This is a genomic window from Aquirufa avitistagni (assembly GCF_042715545.1).
Lineage (GTDB): Bacteria > Bacteroidota > Bacteroidia > Cytophagales > Spirosomataceae > Aquirufa > Aquirufa avitistagni.
Genome location: NZ_JBBKXZ010000002.1, coordinates 127865 through 145871, shown reverse-complemented (window position 1 = coordinate 145871; position 18007 = coordinate 127865). Strand labels below are relative to the sequence as shown.

The following is an 18007-nucleotide window of genomic DNA, read 5'->3' as shown; positions in this document are numbered from 1 at the left end:
AAGCCCTTCGTTTAGAAGGGCTTTTTTTATTCAATGGGTTGGTTTGCTTCGTCTACAATCACAAAGATATCTTGTTTAGGTTTCTTCATGAGGTATTTTTCACGAGCGTATTTTTCTAATAAGGCAGGATTGCCGATAACCATTCGTTTCTCCTTTTCTAATTCTTTGATTTTTTGTTGGTAAAAGGCTTTTTCGGCTTTCATTTCGCTTAGCTCACTCCACAAACGATATTGCACAGTTAGATCATTCGAATCCAAGATAAACATCCAAACAAAAAGGATACTTGTTGAAATCGAATAGAAGCGATATTGTCCCCAAAAAAGCCTTTTGACAAAATTCATGATTCCTTAGAAATTCAATCCTGGGAAATATGCATTTGCTCCCAATTCTTCTTCAATACGAAGTAATTGGTTGTATTTAGCCATACGGTCAGAACGAGATGCAGAACCAGTTTTGATTTGACCTGTGTTCAACGCAACAGCTAAGTCGGCAATTGTTGCATCTTCCGTCTCTCCTGAACGGTGCGACATAATGTTTTTGTATGAATTACGTTTCGCTAAGTTGACCGTATCAATTGTTTCAGTTAATGAACCAATTTGGTTTACTTTAACTAATACAGCATTTGCTACTCCTTTTTCGATACCCTCTTGTAAACGTTTTACGTTTGTAACGAATAAATCGTCACCAACTAATTGGCATTTAGAACCAATCAATTTCGTTTGCTCTGCCCAGCCAGCCCAATCGTCTTCAGCCATACCGTCTTCGATTGAAATAATTGGATATTTATCTGCCCAAGTTTTCCAATAAGCAGCCATTTCCATGTTGTTCAATTGCTTACCATCTGATTTTTTGAAGGTATAAAGACCTGTTTTCTCATCATAGAATTCTGAAGCTGCAGCATCCATCGCGATGAAAATTTCTTCGCCTGGCTTGTAACCTGCTTTCTCGATGGATTGCAATACGATTTCGATTGCCTCTTCGTTCGACTTAATGTTTGGTGCAAAACCACCTTCATCACCTACGTTAGTCGAATATCCTTTGGACTTCAACACACCTTTCAATGCATGGAAAACTTCTGTACCCATACGTAATGCATGTGAGAAAGATTCTGCTTTCGCTGGCATAACCATGAATTCCTGGAAGTCGATGGAGTTGTCCGCATGTGAACCACCATTTAAGATGTTCATCATGGGTACTGGCAATGTATTTGCATTTACACCACCGATGTAACGATATAATGGAAGACCTGCTTCTTGAGCTGCTGCTTTCGCAACCGCCATAGAAACACCTAAAATAGCATTTGCTCCTAATTTACCCTTATTTGAAGTGCCATCTAATTCAATCATTAAACGGTCGATCATGTTTTGCTCAGAAACTTCTAAGCCCCATAATTCTTCAGCAATAGCTCTGTTAACATTCTCAACAGCTTTTAAAACCCCTTTACCTACGTAAACTGATTTGTCTTCATCACGAAGTTCAACAGCCTCGTGGATACCTGTAGAAGCTCCTGAAGGAACTGCTGCTCGGCCGAAAGCGCCATCTTCCGTTTTGATATCTACTTCGATTGTTGGATTTCCACGTGAATCTAAAATTTGTCTTGCGTGTACGTACTGTATTGCACTCATCTTTTTATTGTTAGTGTGAATAAATGATTACGTTGTAATTGCTTAAATTGCCTTGCAAAATAACGTAAAATTTGGATAATTTCCGTCGGTTTTGTGTTTAATCATGATTTATATAACCTTGTATCTCATCAAAATGAAAAATTATACTTGTCTAATCCTGTTTTCATTATGCGCTTGGTTTTCAGTTAGCGCACAAGTCGTTGATGTTGAATCCTTTTCAGCTAAAATCACTGAATTACCCAAGGCCACCCTATTGGATGTACGTACCTCTGGTGAGTTTGGTGGAGGTCATTTACCCAAGGCACAAAACATCGATTTTAGGTCTGCTACTTTTGCTCAGGAAATTGATAAACTAGATAAGAGTCAGCCCGTACTTATTTATTGTCTTTCGGGTGGGCGTTCGGCACAAGCGGCTGAAGTGATGCGTGCCAAAGGTTTTCAAGTAACGGAGTTAAAGGGCGGATATTTAAAATGGACCACTAAAATGAAGCCCTTAGAAGGGGTTCCAGCCGTCAAGCATGATGCAGCTTGGAGTTTGGCGGATTTCGAGAAATTAACCAAAGAAAATGGAGCCATTGTTGTTGATTTCTATGCGAAGTGGTGCGCTCCATGTTTAAAAATGATGCCTATGGTGGATAAATTGGCGGGAGAGTTTGCTGGTAAAGTAACGGTGTTAAAGGTAGAGGCTGATGGGAATCAATCGATATTACAAGCCTATGGTATAGATGAAATCCCGAGTTTTATCGTGTTTCACCAAGGTAAAGTGATCGAAAAAACATCGGGATTCCGTGAAGAGCCGAAACTCAAAGAGTTATTTGTTCAGGCTATTGGGACCATTCAGTAGGTTGGCGATCCCATCTGTGAAGTTTTAATTTATCTAAGAGATCTTTTGATAAACCTTTCCCATCAGAACAAGCAATGTTATTGGCTGCGTGATTAATTTTGCGCATGCCTGGAATGATGGTTCCAATGTCTGGGTTTGATAAGATAAATCGGAGTGCCATTTCGGGCATGTCCATACCCTCAGGAATAAGCGGCTTCAGTGCATTCGCGTGATCAACACTGGAGATAAGATTTTCAGGAACAAAATAGGTCGACCTCCAATCGTCTGCCGGGAATGTGGTGTCATAGCTCATGGTTCCCGTTAACGTGCCTTCATCGAAGGGAACGCGAGCAATGATGGCCACATCCAATTCCTTACATAAAGGGAAAAGTAAATCTTCGGGGTTTTGATCGAAAATATTATAGATCACTTGCACGGATGATATTTGACCTGTCTTTAATGTTTGTAGGCAGTTATTGGGTTCCCAGCGATTAACTGAGATACCCCAGTGTGCCACTTTTCCTTCTTGTGTGAGTTTTTCAACAGCTCTTTGCCACTCATCTTGGTTAGCCCACGCATCTTCCCATACGTGAAATTGTTGCAGGTCAATTTGCTCTACTCCTAAGTTTTTTAAGCTTTTTTCTGTGTATTCAATAATATGATCCGCGGGGAAACAATCATTTAACAAGAAATGAGATTTAGATGGCCATGTAAAATTCTTAGGGGGAATTTTGGTAGCAGCATATATTTTAGTGTCATTGTGACGCTTGATTAGTCCACCCAATATTTGTTCACTTTTCCCCTCTGCATATCCCCATGCAGTATCGAAAAAATTGCAGCCCATTGAAACGGCATGGTCTAATGATTTATTTACTTCTTGTATATCTGAACCTGTCCAGCCCGCAAGTCCCCACATTCCGTACCCCATCTCACTTACTTTCCAATTCGTTCTTCCAAATCTTCTTGTTTTCATCTTTTTGAATTAATCTTTATTTGTCGCCCAAGTTAGCTTTTTTATCATTCAATTATAAATCCGCTTAATACGTTTTTGTCTAGATTTTATGAAATTTGAACCTCCTCTTATTCTAAATAAAGTCTTAAAAATATGTTTATACATTTTTTAAACACATTCAATAAAACCTTTTAATAAATGTTTTTTCTATATTAAAACAGCAATAACGCAAATAACGTAAATCTTCTAATTTAAACTGATTGATTAGTCGAAATTTGACTTAACAAATGTCAATCAAGGTATGCAGTTTAATGCCACTTCAGATCCAAGTTCAATCTCTTTAGGAGCCATCAATGTACTTTCGTCTGAAATACTTTTTATACGTGGTGAAGGAAATTATTCAAACTTTTTCTTAAAAGATGGACGTAAAATACTTTCCTGCCGTACATTAAAGTATTTTGCAACCCTGTTAAGTGAAGATGGGTTTATACGTCCATCTAAATCTGCTTTGATTAACCCCTCTGCCATCGTACACATCGATTTTAAGTCACAGAAAACGATACGTTTGGTTAATGATGAGGTAATTTCAATTTCACGTAGACAAGTCCGACCGTTAAAAGAGTATTTTCAAACGCTCGCTTAATTAATAAACTTGTTCCAATATTTTGGGCTGTATTTTTCCCATGCATGACACCCAAATGGCAATTTCCCTCCCAATAGTTCAATTCCAATTTCTGGATTTTTTTCAACTGAGAATGCAAGTGCCTCCCGCCAATTTGGCAATTTCAATAGCCATCGGAATGGATAGGAACGTTTTTGTGCAAAGGAAAACATGGCATCTTCATTGGCTTTCCACTCTTTAAAAAAGTATCCGTAGAATCGGATGTAACGAAGTATCGATTTTACATTACGTAATGAAAGGCCACCATTCATAAGTATTGGCACACTTAATAATGAATCTTTACCTGCTAAATGCTCCTTTTTTAACTTGGGGGCTCCTATATAATCATATCCCTTATTACACCAGTCTACTAATTGATCATCAAATACGTAAGCATCGAGTTGGTAAATTAGTATGTATTCAAACCCGATGAATGCATGGTAAAATGCCTCACTAACAAGTAAATGATTATATGTTTTAGGACTAATGAAATATTTGGCAGGGAATCTTACAACTTTATATGTCTGTATATATGCATCAAGGAATTCTGTATTCAACTCATCCGGTGCTACAATTATAATGGGGTGCTTCCCTAAAACTTTTTGGCACTGACGCAACGACATCTGCTCATTTGTAGAAAGCTTTGCCTGATAAACTGGAATAACAACTGCTACTTGCTGCATATCATTCGAATAAGTCTCCTAGTATGGGTCTCCACCACTTTCCCCCTTCAAGATTTTTATACGCACCTACGAGAGCAAATTTATAAATTGGCACAATTCTTAATAAGCGATTACTAGGTAATTGAGCGCGCATGGCATAAAATTCGAACCGATGTTGAAGTTTATGGATAACGTCAATCGGCACATTAGGCAACGCATTAATGTATTGATACAGTGCTTTAGCATCCGCATGTTTTTTTTGAATACGCAATAACTTATCGTTTCTAGATCTTGTGAAACGATCCATTAAGGAAACGGGTTGATTTTTTGCTTTTAGGCCCACTTGTTGGCTTTCGTGCTCTCGGTATTGGATTAGGGGTTCTGCAATAAAACCAATTTGATTGTTTATCGCTAGCATGAGTGCCATCCAACCGTCATGAATTAATTCAGGAATAATCTCAGGTACCGGCAATAAGTTAGGTAAACAATGCTTACGGATGGCCATAGTAGCACCTGTAACCACGTAGCCTTTTAAAAGTATTTCAAATGAGCCACCCGCTATCCATTTGGCTTGTGCTAGCTGGTTAAATTCTATTTGATTAAATGAGGTATTCCCCGTCTTTAAGCCTCGCTGGTCAATAATTTGCGCATTTGAAAATACGGCATCTTGATTGCTATGTGCTTGGAAATAGGCAGTCATTATTTCCACTTTGTTTGGCATCCAGACATCATCTTGATCACATAAAAAGATAATCTCGCCCGAGCATTTTTGAAGACATTGTTCAAAATTTTTGCTGCTTCCAAGGTTATTCGAATTCCGGTGAATAATAACGGGGAAATTAACTGACTGTCTAAATTTTTCTAGAATTTCGATTGTTGCATCGCGTGATCCATCATCACATACAACCAATTCATGTATAGGTTTTGTTTGTTGCTTGATAGAATCAAGTTGTTTGGGTAAAAATTCCTCCCCGTTATACGTACATAATGCGACTGAAATTGACTCCATATCAATAATTTACATGGGAACGTAAACGAGTTTTTTGGTTTCAAAAAATGGTTCTTCAAAGTAAGAAGGCAAGTCAATTACTTTTGTTTTCCGCTCTAATTCTTCAATTTCTTCTTTTAAATCGCCTCCTTTTAACAAGATTAAACCATTTCTATGTGTATGAAAATGATTTGGGCTAATTTTTTTGCGGACCCAATAATAGAATGGGCTTAAGCGTGTGACGGCCCTACTGATGATGAATTCAAAATCTTGATCTACATCTTCTGCTCGGATGTGTTCGGCACGAACATTCTTTAAACCAAGTCCTTCTGCCACGCCTTCGACTACTTTTATTTTTTTCCCAATACTATCCACCAATAAAAATGAACATTCCGGAAATAGAATGGCTAAGGGGATTCCAGGAAATCCACCACCGGTGCCAACATCTAAAATTTCAGTTCCGGGTCTAAATTGGATGAATTTGGCGATTGCCATAGAATGAAGGACATGGTGCAACATTAAGTTGTCGATATCCTTACGCGATATAACATTGATCTTTTCATTCCACTCGACATATAAAGGGAACAATTGTTCAAATTGCTGTAGCTGAGTGTCCGAGATCTCAGGAAAATACTTTTTAATTAACTCCGCTTTCATAATCGAATTTCAGCTTTAAAGATACATAAATATCATCCCTATTTTTGCCTTCTTCTGGCCTTTTTTGATTCTGATAAGAGCTTTTTTGCCTCGGTATGTTGGGCCGATTTTTTGTCGGCTTTATCTAATACCTCTTTGCAATAGCTTACGGCTAAATCAAAATTTGATTCCTGAAAAGCAATGCGTGCTAGGCCAAGTACAGAAGCCCAATAGTAGCCGGATTCCATTCCATCCGTTTGCTTGCTGAATTCCAGGCATTGTAAAAAGCGTTTTTTTGCTTCGGTAGAATTTTTGAAAACATATAGATTATAGTATCCTAAAATATAGCTTGCGTAACGACCTGATACACCTTCATAGCCTACTTGATGTTTTTCAATGCGATCTAGAATGGATTTGGCTTGCTCCTCAGCTTCGTCCATTCTCCCAACCATGAATGCTGCACGTGCATGATAGCGGTGAAAAAATGGATTTTCAGGAAAATTTTCATGGGTATATTTGGCCATATCGTATGACTTATCGGTCATATTTTCCATAGCATAAATTTGTAACAAGAAGTAGCGCGCCTCTGTTCGCGTGTAAAATGCTTGGTAGCTAACTTGCTCTAATTGCTTTATACCTTGTAATTTATTGGCCTTTGGGAACAACCAAAGTACGGGCCTCAATAGTGGAAAATTTTGCTTAATGAAATGGTAATAATAATTATACAATCCATCACCAAACATAAGCTCTGGACTGAAGTCGGCAAAATTACGTGAATACTCTAAGTACTTAAGTGCATTTTTGGCGGCTAAAGTTGCTCGAGTCCAATTCTTCCTTTCTGCATGTAATCGGCCTTTGAATCCATAAGCCGCCGCCATAAAGAAAGCTGCTTCTGGATTTTCGGTTTCATCCCAAATTACTTCTGCTTTTTCAATACTTCTATCCATATACTCAATCAATCGATCATCGTATACTTCACTTTTAGTGTTGGGAACAATTTTCCACCACTGCATTAGGCCGAGAAGGAAATCGGGCAGGGGATGTTTGGGGTATTTAACTTTAAGGTAATTGAATTCACGTTCCGCCTCCGGGAAGTGAAAGTTGTACATTTGATTGATGGCCGTGGTAGCTTCAATTTGTACTTCGGCTGTGAGTAGGAGCATTCCTTTGGAACGTTCTTTTTCAGCCTCTTCAGTTAATTTCCACCATTGGCCTTGCGTATTGAAGGCCAATGGTAGAAAAAAAGTTAGCAGGGAAAAATGCCTAAGATGATATTTCAATTTCATCTCCATTTTGGTTTAAGAACTTAAATTCTGTAATGCCAAATGAGGAGTCTTCCATGATGGAAATCCATGTTTTGTATTTCACAAACCAATTCATGCGAATCGATGGGAATCCTTTGGTAAAGTAAGCTGATAAGAATGGGTGAACTAACAAGGTTAATTTCTTCTCATTTTGCTTCGTCACAAGATGCTCGACATGTTGGGCAATAATCTCAGAAACAGCAATACTTGCTGTGATACTCCCTGTACCTGCACAACTAGGACAAGTCTCGTGCGTGGACACATTCATTTCAGGCCGCACGCGCTGACGCGTAATTTGCATTAACCCAAATTTAGTCAATGGCAAAATCGTGTATTTTGATCGGTCGCCACGCATTTCATCGCGCATGATATCTTGGATCATCTTGCGATTATCCGCCTTTTTCATGTCGATGAAGTCGATGACAATGATACCGCCCATATCACGTAAACGTAATTGTCGGGCAATTTCTTTGGCCGCTTCTCTATTTACACTTAATGCGGTAGCTTCTTGGTCCTCTTCCGAATTGGATTTGTTTCCCGAGTTTACATCAATAACGTGTAAGGCTTCTGTATGTTCTACGATCAAATAGCCACCACCTGGTAAAGATACCGAGCGGCCGAAGAGCATTTTTAATTGCTTTTCGATGCCTACTTGTTCAAACAATTTCGTTTTCCCCGTATGAAGTTTGACGATTTTCTCTTTTTCTGGAGCAACATTGTGTACGTATTCTTTGGCCTCATTATATAAATCAGGGCTGTCAACGATGACATTGTCGAAATCATTATTTAGTAGATCACGTAGCATGGAGGTTGCCCGACTCATTTCACCGATAATCCTATCAGCTGGTTTTGCATCGACCAATTTTTTAATTCCGTCTTCCCATTTCGCGATAGACTCTTTCAAGTCGCGCTCCATTTCATCTACGGCTTTACCTTCTGCTACGGTGCGCACAATTACGCCATAGTTTTTAGGCTTAATTGAGCTCATGAGCTTTTGCAAGCGATTGCGTTCCGCTTTTGACGTGATTTTTTTCGAAATGTTTACTCCATTTGAGAAGGGAACAAGCACGAGAAATCTTCCTGCGATAGAAATATCACAAGATAACCGAGGGCCTTTGGTGGAGATCGGTTCTTTAACCACTTGAACAAGGGCTAACTGGCCACGAGTTAATACTTTATCTACTTTGCCTAATTTGTCAATTTCCTCTTCTAACTTATAATTCTCTATACGAACGTTTTTACCTTTTTTGGTTAAAACATCACGGGTGAATTTTTGAAGGGTAGCTAAATTTGGCCCAAGGTCATGATAGTGCAAGAATGCATCTTTTTCATAACCAATATCAATAAATGCGGCATTTAATCCCGAAACCAATTTCTTAATCGTACCTAAATAAATGTCTCCAACGGAGAATTGAGGTTCCGACTGTTCAATGTGGTATTCAACAATCCTTTTGTCATGCAAAAGGGCAATTCTATCACCCTTGGGTGTAGAATTAATGATTAGTTCATTACTCACAATGTTTGACGAGAAGAATGTTCATTCAGGTGTAAAACCCAAATATATAATAAGGTAAGTAAACGCCAAAAACAGGCTATTTATTGCTAAATAAAATGCCTGTTTCTGCGTATGTATGACAATCTCACTAAATGAAATTGCTAACTGTTACTATTTCTTCTTGTGACGATTCTTACGAAGACGTTTTTTACGCTTGTGTGTTGAAATCTTATGACGTTTTCTTTTCTTTCCGCAAGGCATAGCTTTTAGCGTTTAAGTTTTTAATAATTTACCAAGCTGACTTTCAGCTTTTCTATTTTTTTGAGAAGTCCACAGTTCGTGAACTCAACAATGTTTAATGCTGCATTTCTGCGAGCAATTCTTTCGCGGCTTTGACCTCTTCCGCATCTTTACTTTCCGTAAGTACACGTTTTAAGACTTTTTTTGCCTCGACTTCTTTATCTAACTGGGCCAAACAAAAACCGAGATTTAAAGCGGCTTTGAAGTTATTAGGTTCCAGCTTCAATATTTGTGTGAATCGTTCTTGGCCTTTGCCAAACTGATTCGATTTAATGGCTAATATCCCCAAATTGAAAATTGCCGGTACAAAAGTCGGCTCTTGTTCAATTACTTCCCTCAGAAGCGTAATGCCCTTCATCGGTGTAGGTGTATCTACATAAGTCATCGCCATGTTCGTCTTAACCAATAGGTTATTCGGATCTAACGCTAACGCTTTTTCAAAATAAGTACGGGCATTTGCCCCCATCAACTTCCCTTTGGAAGCATTGATGGCAAAAGTTTGTGCTTCAAAATACAATTGTCCAGCACGTAATACGTGCGACAATCCCGGATGCTGATCCGCAAATTGTGCTGCAAAATAGGCAGCACTGTCATATTTGTCCACTTGAATAAAAGCTGTTGCCAACTTCTCTAAAGCACCTACTTGAAGGGCTTCTGTTTTCGCTGCATTTAAATTAGCTTTTAACTGAGCTATTTGTTTTTGCTGGCTTGGGGTCAAAGGAGTCGCGTGTGCTTCTTCCTCGACTTTAGCTTCTGGAGCATTTCCAGCATCGCGATTTGCTTCGCCGGATGCAATTTGCCCCGTTTTATTACTCACATTTCCTTTAGGTAATTGAAATATGAGGGCACTTATCCCCAGGCCTAAACATAAAATGAGCGCAAGCGTTCTATTCATTTTATTGACCTAACTTAATAAATTAAGCTTTTGCAGGGTCAGTGCTTGATTTAACTTGTTCAATGAACACCTTGGCCGGCTTAAAGCTGGGCACATAATGTTCGTCAATAGTAATCGACGTGTTTTTAGAAATATTTCGAGCAATTTTTTTAGCCCTCTTCTTATTTATAAAACTTCCAAATCCACGAACATAAATATTTTCCTGATTTGCTAAATTGTCTTTTACGACTTGAAAGAAGTTCTCTAACGTTTCAGATACATCTTTTTTATCAATCCCTGTTTTGCTGGAAATCTCAGCAATTACATCTGCCTTAGTCACGGTAATGAATTCGTTAAGTTATTCGTTGATTCTATTTTGCTTTCCCTCTTGTTCCAAAAGGGACACAAAAGTAAGATTTTTCTTTAATAGAGGCAAATGAAAAGCTGGAATAAAAATTAAAATTTTGATACTTGCCCGTATATTTGAGTTAGAAGATGACTAAAGACAATTTACACCCCTTTTCTGAAGCAATTTTATCGTGGTATTCATCAAATGCCAGAGATTTGCCTTGGCGCCAAACGCAGGACCCCTATGTGATTTGGTTATCCGAGATCATACTCCAGCAGACGCGCGTGGCACAAGGGTTGCCATATTTCCATAAATTATTAAATACCTTTCCTACCATTAACCACCTTGCTGAAGCTGACGAGGCACTTCTTTTTCGAAATTGGCAAGGTCTCGGATATTACAGTCGGGCTAGAAACCTGCATAAGACGGCTAAATTAATAGCTCAAAAATACCATGGGTTATTTCCCCAAACATATCACGAATTAGTAAAGCTACCTGGCATTGGTCCGTATACGGCTGCTGCGATAGCCTCCTTTTCTTTTGGAGAGGCTGTTCCTGTCGTAGATGGGAATGTTTTTCGTATTCTTGCACGGTATTTTGGAATTGAAATAGATATCATGCAATCCTCCGCTCGAAAGGAGTTTACGGAGATAGCTCAGCAGTTAATCCCGACAGATTATGCCGCTACATTTAATCAGGCGATTATGGAGTTTGGCTCGTTACAGTGCAGTCCGGTACCTAATTGCGGAACTTGTCCACTTCGATTGTCTTGTGTTGCTTTTGAGACCCAAAGGACACAATTATTGCCAAATAAATCAAAGAGTAAAGCACCGCGAAATCGCTATTTCAACTATTTTATTGTTGTTCAGCGAAACAAGTTTCTTGTCCGGATGCGTGCAGATAAAGATATTTGGCAAGGGTTATGGGAGTTTGTTCAACATGAAACACTTCAAGTGGCTGAGCTTCCAGATGCAATCGGCCCATTCGAAAATTTACTTACATTCCCAACGACGGAGCTACAAGCTCCCGCCAAGCATTTGCTGAGCCATCAACGGATTTTTACGCGTGCTTGGCTTATCCAAGTACCTGATAATGTCAACATCCCAGTTCCTGAAAATTTTCAATGGATGGACGCACAAGACTTCGAAAATTGCGGGAAACCCGTTTTAATTTTAAATCTGATTACTGATAATTTGGTTTTACATGAATGGCTTCATGAATAGATATACTACATTTGAGCCATCAGTGTCACATAAACCTAACCTTTAAATAGTATAACCATGGCAGGAGTAAACAAAGTGATTATTTTGGGCAATTTAGGTGCGGATCCGGAAGTCCGCGCACTACCCAGCGGAATGAAAGTTGCGAATATCAACATTGCAACATCTGAATCTTATACAGGGAAAGATGGTCAGCGTGTCGAACAAACAGAATGGCATCGGGTTGAATTGTGGGACAATTTAGCCAATATCGCTGAGCAGTATTTGAAAAAGGGGAATCAAGTCTACATTGAAGGTAAAATTCGCTCGGAAGAATGGCAAGACAAATCCGGTGCTACCGTACGAGGGTATCGTATTCGTGCCACTTCGTTGAATTTAATTGGAAGTAGGAACGACCGCCCGGCTGGAGAAACACCTGAATCTCGACCACGGCCAGAACCTGTTACTATTGGAAATCCAGCGCCAGGTAACGTAGCTGCCTTTCCGCCCATGATGGAAGAAGGAGACGATTTGCCCTTTTAATTTTTATGTAAGAAAAAGGGAATAATAGGCCACTCTATTCCCTTTTTCTTAAATTTGCATCAAATGTGCATTATATAACATGGACGCCGACCCCTATACGATTCAATTAGTAACCATTCTTGAGCCTCAGCTCAACTACACTTCAGTATTCGTTATTGGCCTTATCTTACTTGCCTTACTCGGCCTATCTGCTTTATTGGCTGGCTCTGAGGTAGCCTTTTTTTCCTTAAATGCGGACCAACGCATCGCGTTGCGCGAAAGTGATAAATCTGCTGAGAAGGCTGTCAGCATCCTACTTGATAAACCTCAACAATTGCTCGCTACGCTGTTGATTGCCATCAATTTTGTGAATATTATTTTCATTACGCTAGCTAATTACCTGACAGAATTGATTTTAGGGCCACAATCTGTGGGAACTTTAGTCGTAACATTGTTTTTATTAGTTGGCGTCACATTCATTATAACCTTCTTTGGGGAATTAATTCCCAAAGTGTGGGCCCAACAAAACAATCTTAAGTTTGCCCTATTTACTTCACCATTCATTGAGTTTTTTACGCTGATCTTTTTGCCATTGGCCAAGTCATTATTGGCGATTTCTAATTTGATTGAAAAACGAATTGAAAAAAAGTCATATACGCTAACTGCGCATGAATTAAATCATGCTTTAGAGATAACCACGGACGAAAATACAACCGAACAAGAAAAGGACATTTTACGTGGTATTTTGAATTTCGGAAATACATCGGTTAAATCTGTGATGCAAGCGCGTCGTGATATTGTTGCCTTTGATACTGAAATGGATTTTCATGAGTTGATGGATAAAATCAATAAAAATGGGTATTCCCGTGTGCCTGTATTTAAAGATACCATTGATAAAATTGAAGGGATTTTATATATCAAAGATCTATTAAAGCATGTCGACAAAGACGAATCCTTTGATTGGATATCACTACTACACCAACCGTTTTTTGTGCCAGAGAATAAAAAAATCGATGATTTGTTGTACGATTTTCAAGAAAAGCGCGTTCATATGGCTGTTGTGGTTAATGAATATGGTGAAACTGAGGGGCTTGTTACCATGGAGGATATCATCGAGGAGATTGTAGGAGAGATTAACGATGAGTTTGATGATGAGACGAAAGATTACAAGCGTATCGATGATTCTACCTATGTTTTTGAAGCTAAAACCTCTTTGAATGATTTTGGTAAGGTGTTTGATTTAGATAGTACATATTTTGAAAAAGTTCGAGGTGAGAGTGAAACGTTAGGCGGGATGATGATTGAATTATTTGCTCGAATTCCCAACGCGGGCGAGGAAATTTCGTTTGACAAATTTGTATTCAAGGTGCAATCCGTTGACTTGCGCCGAGTTAAAAAAGTTCATGTTAAAGTAGCAATGCAAGAAAAACAGGATGAAGAAGCGACTAATTAAAATCAGCATATTATGTTTTAGCTCTTTATGGCTAAATGCGTGTGACATTAGTCTAGTTCCTGTTGCACCAGACACAGCAAGTTCAACATTTCTCGCGTCGATTGATCTAGGCGATGTAGAGAATCCAGGGCTTTCAGAGGCATCTGGATTAGCCGCAAGTCGTGTGAACCCAGGATATTTTTGGTCCCATAACGATTCTGGCAATCCCAATGTCCTATTTTATTTTGATGATAAAGGAAAAGGGCTTCGCACTTTTGAATTAGTGGGGACCCAAAATCGCGATTGGGAAGATATGGCCATTGTGGGAGAATCTGACGGTTCGGCAACCGTTTATGTGGCTGATTTTGGCGACAATAATGCTGCGTACGCGGATTACACAATTTACTGGTTCAAAGAACCCGTTGTAAATTCGGGGACTTCGTCAAAAATTAGTACAGTTAATTTTTTAAAATTTAAATTACCTGATGGCGCACGCGATATGGAATGTCTTTTGATGGATCAAAAAACCAAAGACATTTTTATCGTATCCAAAAGAGAAAACAATAAGCGCCTATATAAAATTCCAGCTTCCAGTGTTATTCCTTCGGCCAATGTACAAGCAGAATTTGTCCAAGAACTAACTTTTTCTACTCCAATCATTTCAGATCCGCGTGTTATTGCGGTTAATTACATTTCTGGGGGCGCAGTATCCGCTGATAATTCGGAGATATTAATCAAGAACTATTATGAAATGAATTATTGGAAGCGGAGTTCCGGAGAATCAATTCCTTCAGCATTAAAAAGACCACCTGTAAAGGTTACTTACGCTGGGATCAATTCAGATGGAACGGGCCAAGAAATTCAAGGAGAGGCTGTTAGTTTTGCAGCTGATGGATCTGGTTACTATACCCTTGGAGAGGGAAGCGCAGCTCGCTTATATTTTTACAAGAAAAAGTGAGGTTACATAGTCAATTGAGGCTGGTCTTGGTAGGTGTATTGATTTGGGCTAGTCAATCATTTTATGTCAACAATCCTAAGTTGTCGGGTACCAGTTTTGGAGTTACTCAAGATTTAGGTGTGATTTCGAACTTAGAGTTGGATGAGGCGTCAGGGATGGTTGCTTCGTGGCGAAATCCCAATTCATATTGGGTAATTAATGACTCGGAAGATCTCAATCGTATTTTTTTAGTGGATCAAGCCGGACAAGGGAAAGTTGAGTTTTTAATTAATGGATTACGAAATCGTGATTGGGAAGCCTTAGGACGTTGGCAAAATTCAACAGGTCAAACCTATATTTACATTGCGGATATTGGGGATAATGCCGGTAATCAATCAGTGTATTCCATTCATCGATTTTTAGAGCCTTCCCTTACACTATCTAATCCATTGACTCGCGTAATTAATGGAACTCAAACGATACATTTTCAGTTGCCAGATGGTTCTCGTGATTTGGAATGCCTTTTAGTTGATCAAGTTTCCGGCGATATGTTTTTGATTTCAAAGCGCGAAGACAGTAAGCATTTATATCGAATACCAGCAGAAGCTTTTGTCTACGAAAAAAAGTTACATGAAGCTGAGTTTATTCGGGAATTGAATTTTTCTGTGCCAACATCTAACCTAGCAATTTTAAAGCAGTTGTATTTTATCACGGGTGGAGATGTGGCTGTAACTAATGAAGAGATTTTGATTCGGAATTATTTAGAAATTTATTATTGGAAAAAATCAAAGAACGAATCCATAGCGGACGCATTACGCCGCAAACCACAGGTTGTGCCGAGTGCACTTGAGCCTCAAGGTGAGGCGGTTGCCTTTGATCGCAACGGGAATGGATATAGTACAATTTCCGAATTGGCTAGTCAGACGAGTCCAGTACACATTTTTTATACACCTAAGAAATAATCATCAATTTGGCGAAGCTTAATAAGAGCGTCTTCTCGCCCACTCCTTGTTCAAATGTGATATGGGCCTTCCGCTCAGCACCATTGATTTCAAGTTTAGCAATCGTTCCAAACCCAAATTTTTGATGCTCGACCCGTTGGCCTTCCTGTAAACTCATTGGATCCGATTGCTTGAAATCAGCTGAGGGGACGTGTTGGTAATTTGTATTTTGCTTGGGTTTCTGTATCAATTGCGCTGCTGAGACATTTGTAGATTTCTCGACAAATCCTGTTTTTTGCACTGGGCGATAATTAGACACATCCTTTTTGCCTGGCGTTTTAGCCATTTTCAAATAGGTGCTATCTAATTCATCTATAAACCTACTAGGTTCGCATGATTTTAATCGTCCAAACTGATACCTCGATTCCGCATACGAAATCATTAGTTTTTTCTCTGCCCGAGTAATTGCCACATAGAATAATCTACGCTCTTCCTCTAAGTCGGCCTGACTTTGAAGCATCATTTGACTTGGGAATAAGTCTTCTTCGAGGCCAACTAAAAATACATGTTTGAATTCGAGTCCTTTAGCTGAGTGGACAGTCATCAAGGTAACTTTATCGGTATCATTTGGATCCTCCGTGGTATCTGCATTTGTCAGTAAGGAAACGGATTGCAAAAAGGTAGCCAGTGATTTATCTTCGTTTTCCTCCGAATCTACAAATTGCTTGACAGCATTTAATAATTCTTGGACGTTTTGGTAACGCGCAAGTCCTTCTACCGTTTTATCCTCATAAAGCTCACGCACTAAGCCTGAGGTTTTAGCTACATGGCTGGCAACTTCATAGGCATCTTTTCCTTCGACTTCGACCATTAATTTGTAGGACTTAATTAAGTCGGCAAATTGTTCGATTGGTGCAGTGCCACGTACTCCTTGAAATTGCTGAATATTAGCCACAACATCCCAAACAGACGTATTTTGCTCGGCTGCAGTAATGGCTATTTTTGCAATAGTTGTATCGCCAATACCTCGTTTGGGTAAATTGATAATACGTTTAAACGCTTCTTCATCTTGTTGATTGACAACAAATCGCAGGTAGCCTAAAACATCTTTAATTTCTTTCCGTTGGTAAAAAGATAATCCGCCTACGATCTTATACTTGATATTTAGTCGCCTAAGTGACTCTTCGAAAGAACGTGATTGCGCATTTGTTCGATAAAGAATGGCAAAGTCCGACCAGATCAACCCATCACGCTGACGCGTTTCTAAAATAGTCGATGCAATAATTCGCCCTTCCTCATTATCGCTACCCGCCCGAATAATTTCAATTTGGTCCCCGTCCTCGTTCGAGGTAAATACATCTTTTTTCAACTGCGTTTTGTTGCGTGCAATAATTGAGTTTGCAACAGCAACAATAGCTTTCGTTGAACGGTAATTTTCCTCTAATTTGATTGTTGTCAAATCAGGATAATCACGCTCGAAATTCAGAATATTTTGGATGTCGGCACCACGAAAGGCATAAATACTTTGGGCATCATCACCTACCACACAGATGTTTTGATTAACTGCCGATAGTTTTTTCGTAATCAGATATTGAGACACGTTAGTATCCTGAAACTCATCCACCATCACATGTTTAAACTTGTGCTGGTATTTATTTAAAACATCTAAATGATCCCTAAAAAGTATGTTGGTTTGAAAAAGGAGGTCATCGAAATCCATCGCATTCGCTTGAAAACAGCGCTGGCCATACAATTTGTAAAGCTGACCCATCATCGGGATTTTTGCATAGCGATCTTCCTGTTCTAATACGGAGCTGGCCATGTATTGATCCGGTCCAATCAGCCTATTTTTTGCATTAGAAATCCGATTTAGCACAAGGTTAACTTTGTATATTTTATCATCCAAGTTCTGCTCTTTGATGAGTGCTCGAATCAACGATTTCGAATCATCTGTATCATAAATTGAGAAGTTGGACGTGTAGCCTAAACGCGTACCCTCAAAACGTAAGATTTTAGCAAAAACGGAGTGGAATGTGCCCATCCAAATATTTTTAGCCTGGGTTCCGATTACATTTTCAATCCGATGGCGCATTTCGCCAGCAGCTTTATTCGTAAATGTTAGTAACAGGATGCTAAATGGATCTACACCTTTCTCAATTAAATAGGCAGTTCGGTAGGTCAAAACGCGGGTTTTCCCCGAGCCTGCACCAGCGATAATCATTAAAGGGCCGTCGATATGTTCAACTGCTTGACGCTGGGGCACATTAAGGCCTGCCAAATAATCCATAGGGTGATTTTTATTGTTCA

The 18007-nt window shown here is 39.2% G+C and carries 18 protein-coding genes; 7 read left to right on the top strand and 11 right to left on the bottom strand.

What is annotated here, in order from left to right:
* Positions 1–26: 26 nt before the first annotated feature.
* Together U0R10_RS06440 and eno are read right to left on the bottom strand one after the other, a co-directional pair.
* Positions 27–341, bottom strand: coding sequence for an FtsB family cell division protein (locus tag U0R10_RS06440; RefSeq protein ID WP_377983137.1), 315 nt, complete (start codon positions 339–341; stop codon positions 27–29).
* 6 nt (positions 342–347) lie between these two features.
* Positions 348–1625: a phosphopyruvate hydratase gene (gene eno, locus U0R10_RS06435; protein ID WP_377977410.1), complete on the bottom strand. Its 1278-nt coding sequence runs from the start codon at positions 1623–1625 to the stop codon at positions 348–350.
* 133 nt (positions 1626–1758) lie between these two features.
* Between eno and U0R10_RS06430 the strand changes: the two genes are divergently transcribed.
* Entirely contained in the window at positions 1759–2469 is a 711-nt protein-coding gene (locus U0R10_RS06430) for a thioredoxin domain-containing protein (RefSeq protein WP_377983136.1), read from the top strand.
* Here the strand turns inward: U0R10_RS06430 and U0R10_RS06425 are convergent.
* Positions 2450–3421 carry an aldo/keto reductase gene (locus tag U0R10_RS06425; protein ID WP_377983135.1) on the bottom strand — a complete coding sequence of 324 codons (972 nt, stop codon included), beginning with the start codon at positions 3419–3421 and terminating at the stop codon, positions 2450–2452. The two genes, U0R10_RS06430 and U0R10_RS06425, sit on opposite strands and share 20 nt — an antisense overlap.
* A 280-nt stretch (positions 3422–3701) precedes the next feature.
* On the opposite strand from U0R10_RS06425, the gene U0R10_RS06420 reads away from it, so the two are divergent.
* Complete coding sequence (locus tag U0R10_RS06420) at positions 3702–4043, top strand: LytR/AlgR family response regulator transcription factor (protein ID WP_377983134.1); 342 nt, start codon at positions 3702–3704, stop codon at positions 4041–4043.
* Here U0R10_RS06420 and U0R10_RS06415 read toward each other — a convergent pair.
* The 7 genes from U0R10_RS06415 to U0R10_RS06385 form a co-directional block, all read right to left on the bottom strand.
* Positions 4040–4744, bottom strand: coding sequence for a DUF5672 family protein (locus U0R10_RS06415; protein ID WP_377983133.1), 705 nt, complete (start codon positions 4742–4744; stop codon positions 4040–4042). The genes U0R10_RS06420 and U0R10_RS06415 overlap by 4 nt on opposite strands.
* Position 4745: 1 nt before the next feature.
* On the bottom strand, positions 4746–5732 hold the full coding sequence (locus U0R10_RS06410; RefSeq protein WP_377983132.1) for a glycosyltransferase family 2 protein: 987 nt from the start codon (positions 5730–5732) through the stop codon (positions 4746–4748).
* 9 nt (positions 5733–5741) lie between these two features.
* A complete protein-coding gene (gene rsmG / locus U0R10_RS06405) occupies positions 5742–6368 on the bottom strand; it encodes a 16S rRNA (guanine(527)-N(7))-methyltransferase RsmG (RefSeq protein ID WP_377983131.1) in 627 nt (208 codons plus the stop codon).
* Positions 6369–6406: 38 nt separating this feature from the next.
* A complete protein-coding gene (locus U0R10_RS06400; protein WP_377983130.1) occupies positions 6407–7633 on the bottom strand; it encodes a tetratricopeptide repeat protein in 1227 nt (408 codons plus the stop codon).
* Entirely contained in the window at positions 7611–9167 is a 1557-nt protein-coding gene (locus U0R10_RS06395) for an Rne/Rng family ribonuclease (protein ID WP_377983129.1), read from the bottom strand. Before U0R10_RS06395 ends, U0R10_RS06400 begins: the two co-directional genes overlap by 23 nt.
* A gap of 334 nt (positions 9168–9501) precedes the next feature.
* A complete protein-coding gene (locus U0R10_RS06390) occupies positions 9502–10341 on the bottom strand; it encodes a tetratricopeptide repeat protein (protein ID WP_377983128.1) in 840 nt (279 codons plus the stop codon).
* A gap of 22 nt (positions 10342–10363) precedes the next feature.
* A complete protein-coding gene (locus U0R10_RS06385; protein ID WP_377983127.1) occupies positions 10364–10660 on the bottom strand; it encodes an HU family DNA-binding protein in 297 nt (98 codons plus the stop codon).
* 155 nt (positions 10661–10815) lie between these two features.
* On the opposite strand from U0R10_RS06385, the gene mutY reads away from it, so the two are divergent.
* The 5 genes from mutY to U0R10_RS06360 all read left to right on the top strand — a co-directional run bounded on the left by mutY (position 10816) and on the right by U0R10_RS06360 (position 15721).
* On the top strand, positions 10816–11892 hold the full coding sequence (gene mutY / locus U0R10_RS06380) for an A/G-specific adenine glycosylase (RefSeq protein WP_377983126.1): 1077 nt from the start codon (positions 10816–10818) through the stop codon (positions 11890–11892).
* 57 nt (positions 11893–11949) lie between these two features.
* On the top strand, positions 11950–12411 hold the full coding sequence (locus tag U0R10_RS06375) for a single-stranded DNA-binding protein (protein WP_377983125.1): 462 nt from the start codon (positions 11950–11952) through the stop codon (positions 12409–12411).
* Between the two features lie 79 nt (positions 12412–12490).
* Positions 12491–13843 (top strand): gliding motility-associated protein GldE, encoded by a 1353-nt coding sequence (gene gldE / locus U0R10_RS06370; protein WP_377983124.1) that lies wholly within the window; start codon positions 12491–12493, stop codon positions 13841–13843.
* Complete coding sequence (locus tag U0R10_RS06365) at positions 13824–14780, top strand: hypothetical protein (RefSeq protein WP_377983123.1); 957 nt, start codon at positions 13824–13826, stop codon at positions 14778–14780. Before gldE ends, U0R10_RS06365 begins: the two co-directional genes overlap by 20 nt.
* Positions 14777–15721 carry a hypothetical protein gene (locus U0R10_RS06360; protein ID WP_377983122.1) on the top strand — a complete coding sequence of 315 codons (945 nt, stop codon included), beginning with the start codon at positions 14777–14779 and terminating at the stop codon, positions 15719–15721. The genes U0R10_RS06365 and U0R10_RS06360 overlap by 4 nt, the downstream gene beginning before the upstream one ends.
* Here U0R10_RS06360 and U0R10_RS06355 read toward each other — a convergent pair.
* The gene (locus tag U0R10_RS06355) at positions 15711–17987 is read right to left on the bottom strand and encodes an ATP-dependent helicase (protein ID WP_377983121.1); all 2277 of its coding nucleotides are present in this window, start codon (positions 17985–17987) and stop codon (positions 15711–15713) included. The two genes, U0R10_RS06360 and U0R10_RS06355, sit on opposite strands and share 11 nt — an antisense overlap.
* Between the last annotated feature and the right edge of the window lie 20 nt (positions 17988–18007).

Coding starts and splice junctions, on each gene's coding strand:
- mutY (WP_377983126.1), top strand. CDS start 10,816: ATGACTAAAGACAATTTACACCCCTTTTCTGAAGCAATTTTATCGTGG.
- U0R10_RS06375 (WP_377983125.1), top strand. CDS start 11,950: ATGGCAGGAGTAAACAAAGTGATTATTTTGGGCAATTTAGGTGCGGAT.
- U0R10_RS06415 (WP_377983133.1), bottom strand. CDS start 4,744: ATGCAGCAAGTAGCAGTTGTTATTCCAGTTTATCAGGCAAAGCTTTCT.
- U0R10_RS06365 (WP_377983123.1), top strand. CDS start 13,824: ATGAAGAAGCGACTAATTAAAATCAGCATATTATGTTTTAGCTCTTTA.
- U0R10_RS06430 (WP_377983136.1), top strand. CDS start 1,759: ATGAAAAATTATACTTGTCTAATCCTGTTTTCATTATGCGCTTGGTTT.
- U0R10_RS06425 (WP_377983135.1), bottom strand. CDS start 3,421: ATGAAAACAAGAAGATTTGGAAGAACGAATTGGAAAGTAAGTGAGATG.
- U0R10_RS06420 (WP_377983134.1), top strand. CDS start 3,702: ATGCAGTTTAATGCCACTTCAGATCCAAGTTCAATCTCTTTAGGAGCC.
- U0R10_RS06355 (WP_377983121.1), bottom strand. CDS start 17,987: ATGGATTATTTGGCAGGCCTTAATGTGCCCCAGCGTCAAGCAGTTGAA.
- rsmG (WP_377983131.1), bottom strand. CDS start 6,368: ATGAAAGCGGAGTTAATTAAAAAGTATTTTCCTGAGATCTCGGACACT.
- U0R10_RS06400 (WP_377983130.1), bottom strand. CDS start 7,633: ATGAAATTGAAATATCATCTTAGGCATTTTTCCCTGCTAACTTTTTTT.
- U0R10_RS06390 (WP_377983128.1), bottom strand. CDS start 10,341: ATGAATAGAACGCTTGCGCTCATTTTATGTTTAGGCCTGGGGATAAGT.
- U0R10_RS06410 (WP_377983132.1), bottom strand. CDS start 5,732: ATGGAGTCAATTTCAGTCGCATTATGTACGTATAACGGGGAGGAATTT.
- eno (WP_377977410.1), bottom strand. CDS start 1,625: ATGAGTGCAATACAGTACGTACACGCAAGACAAATTTTAGATTCACGT.
- U0R10_RS06440 (WP_377983137.1), bottom strand. CDS start 341: ATGAATTTTGTCAAAAGGCTTTTTTGGGGACAATATCGCTTCTATTCG.
- gldE (WP_377983124.1), top strand. CDS start 12,491: ATGGACGCCGACCCCTATACGATTCAATTAGTAACCATTCTTGAGCCT.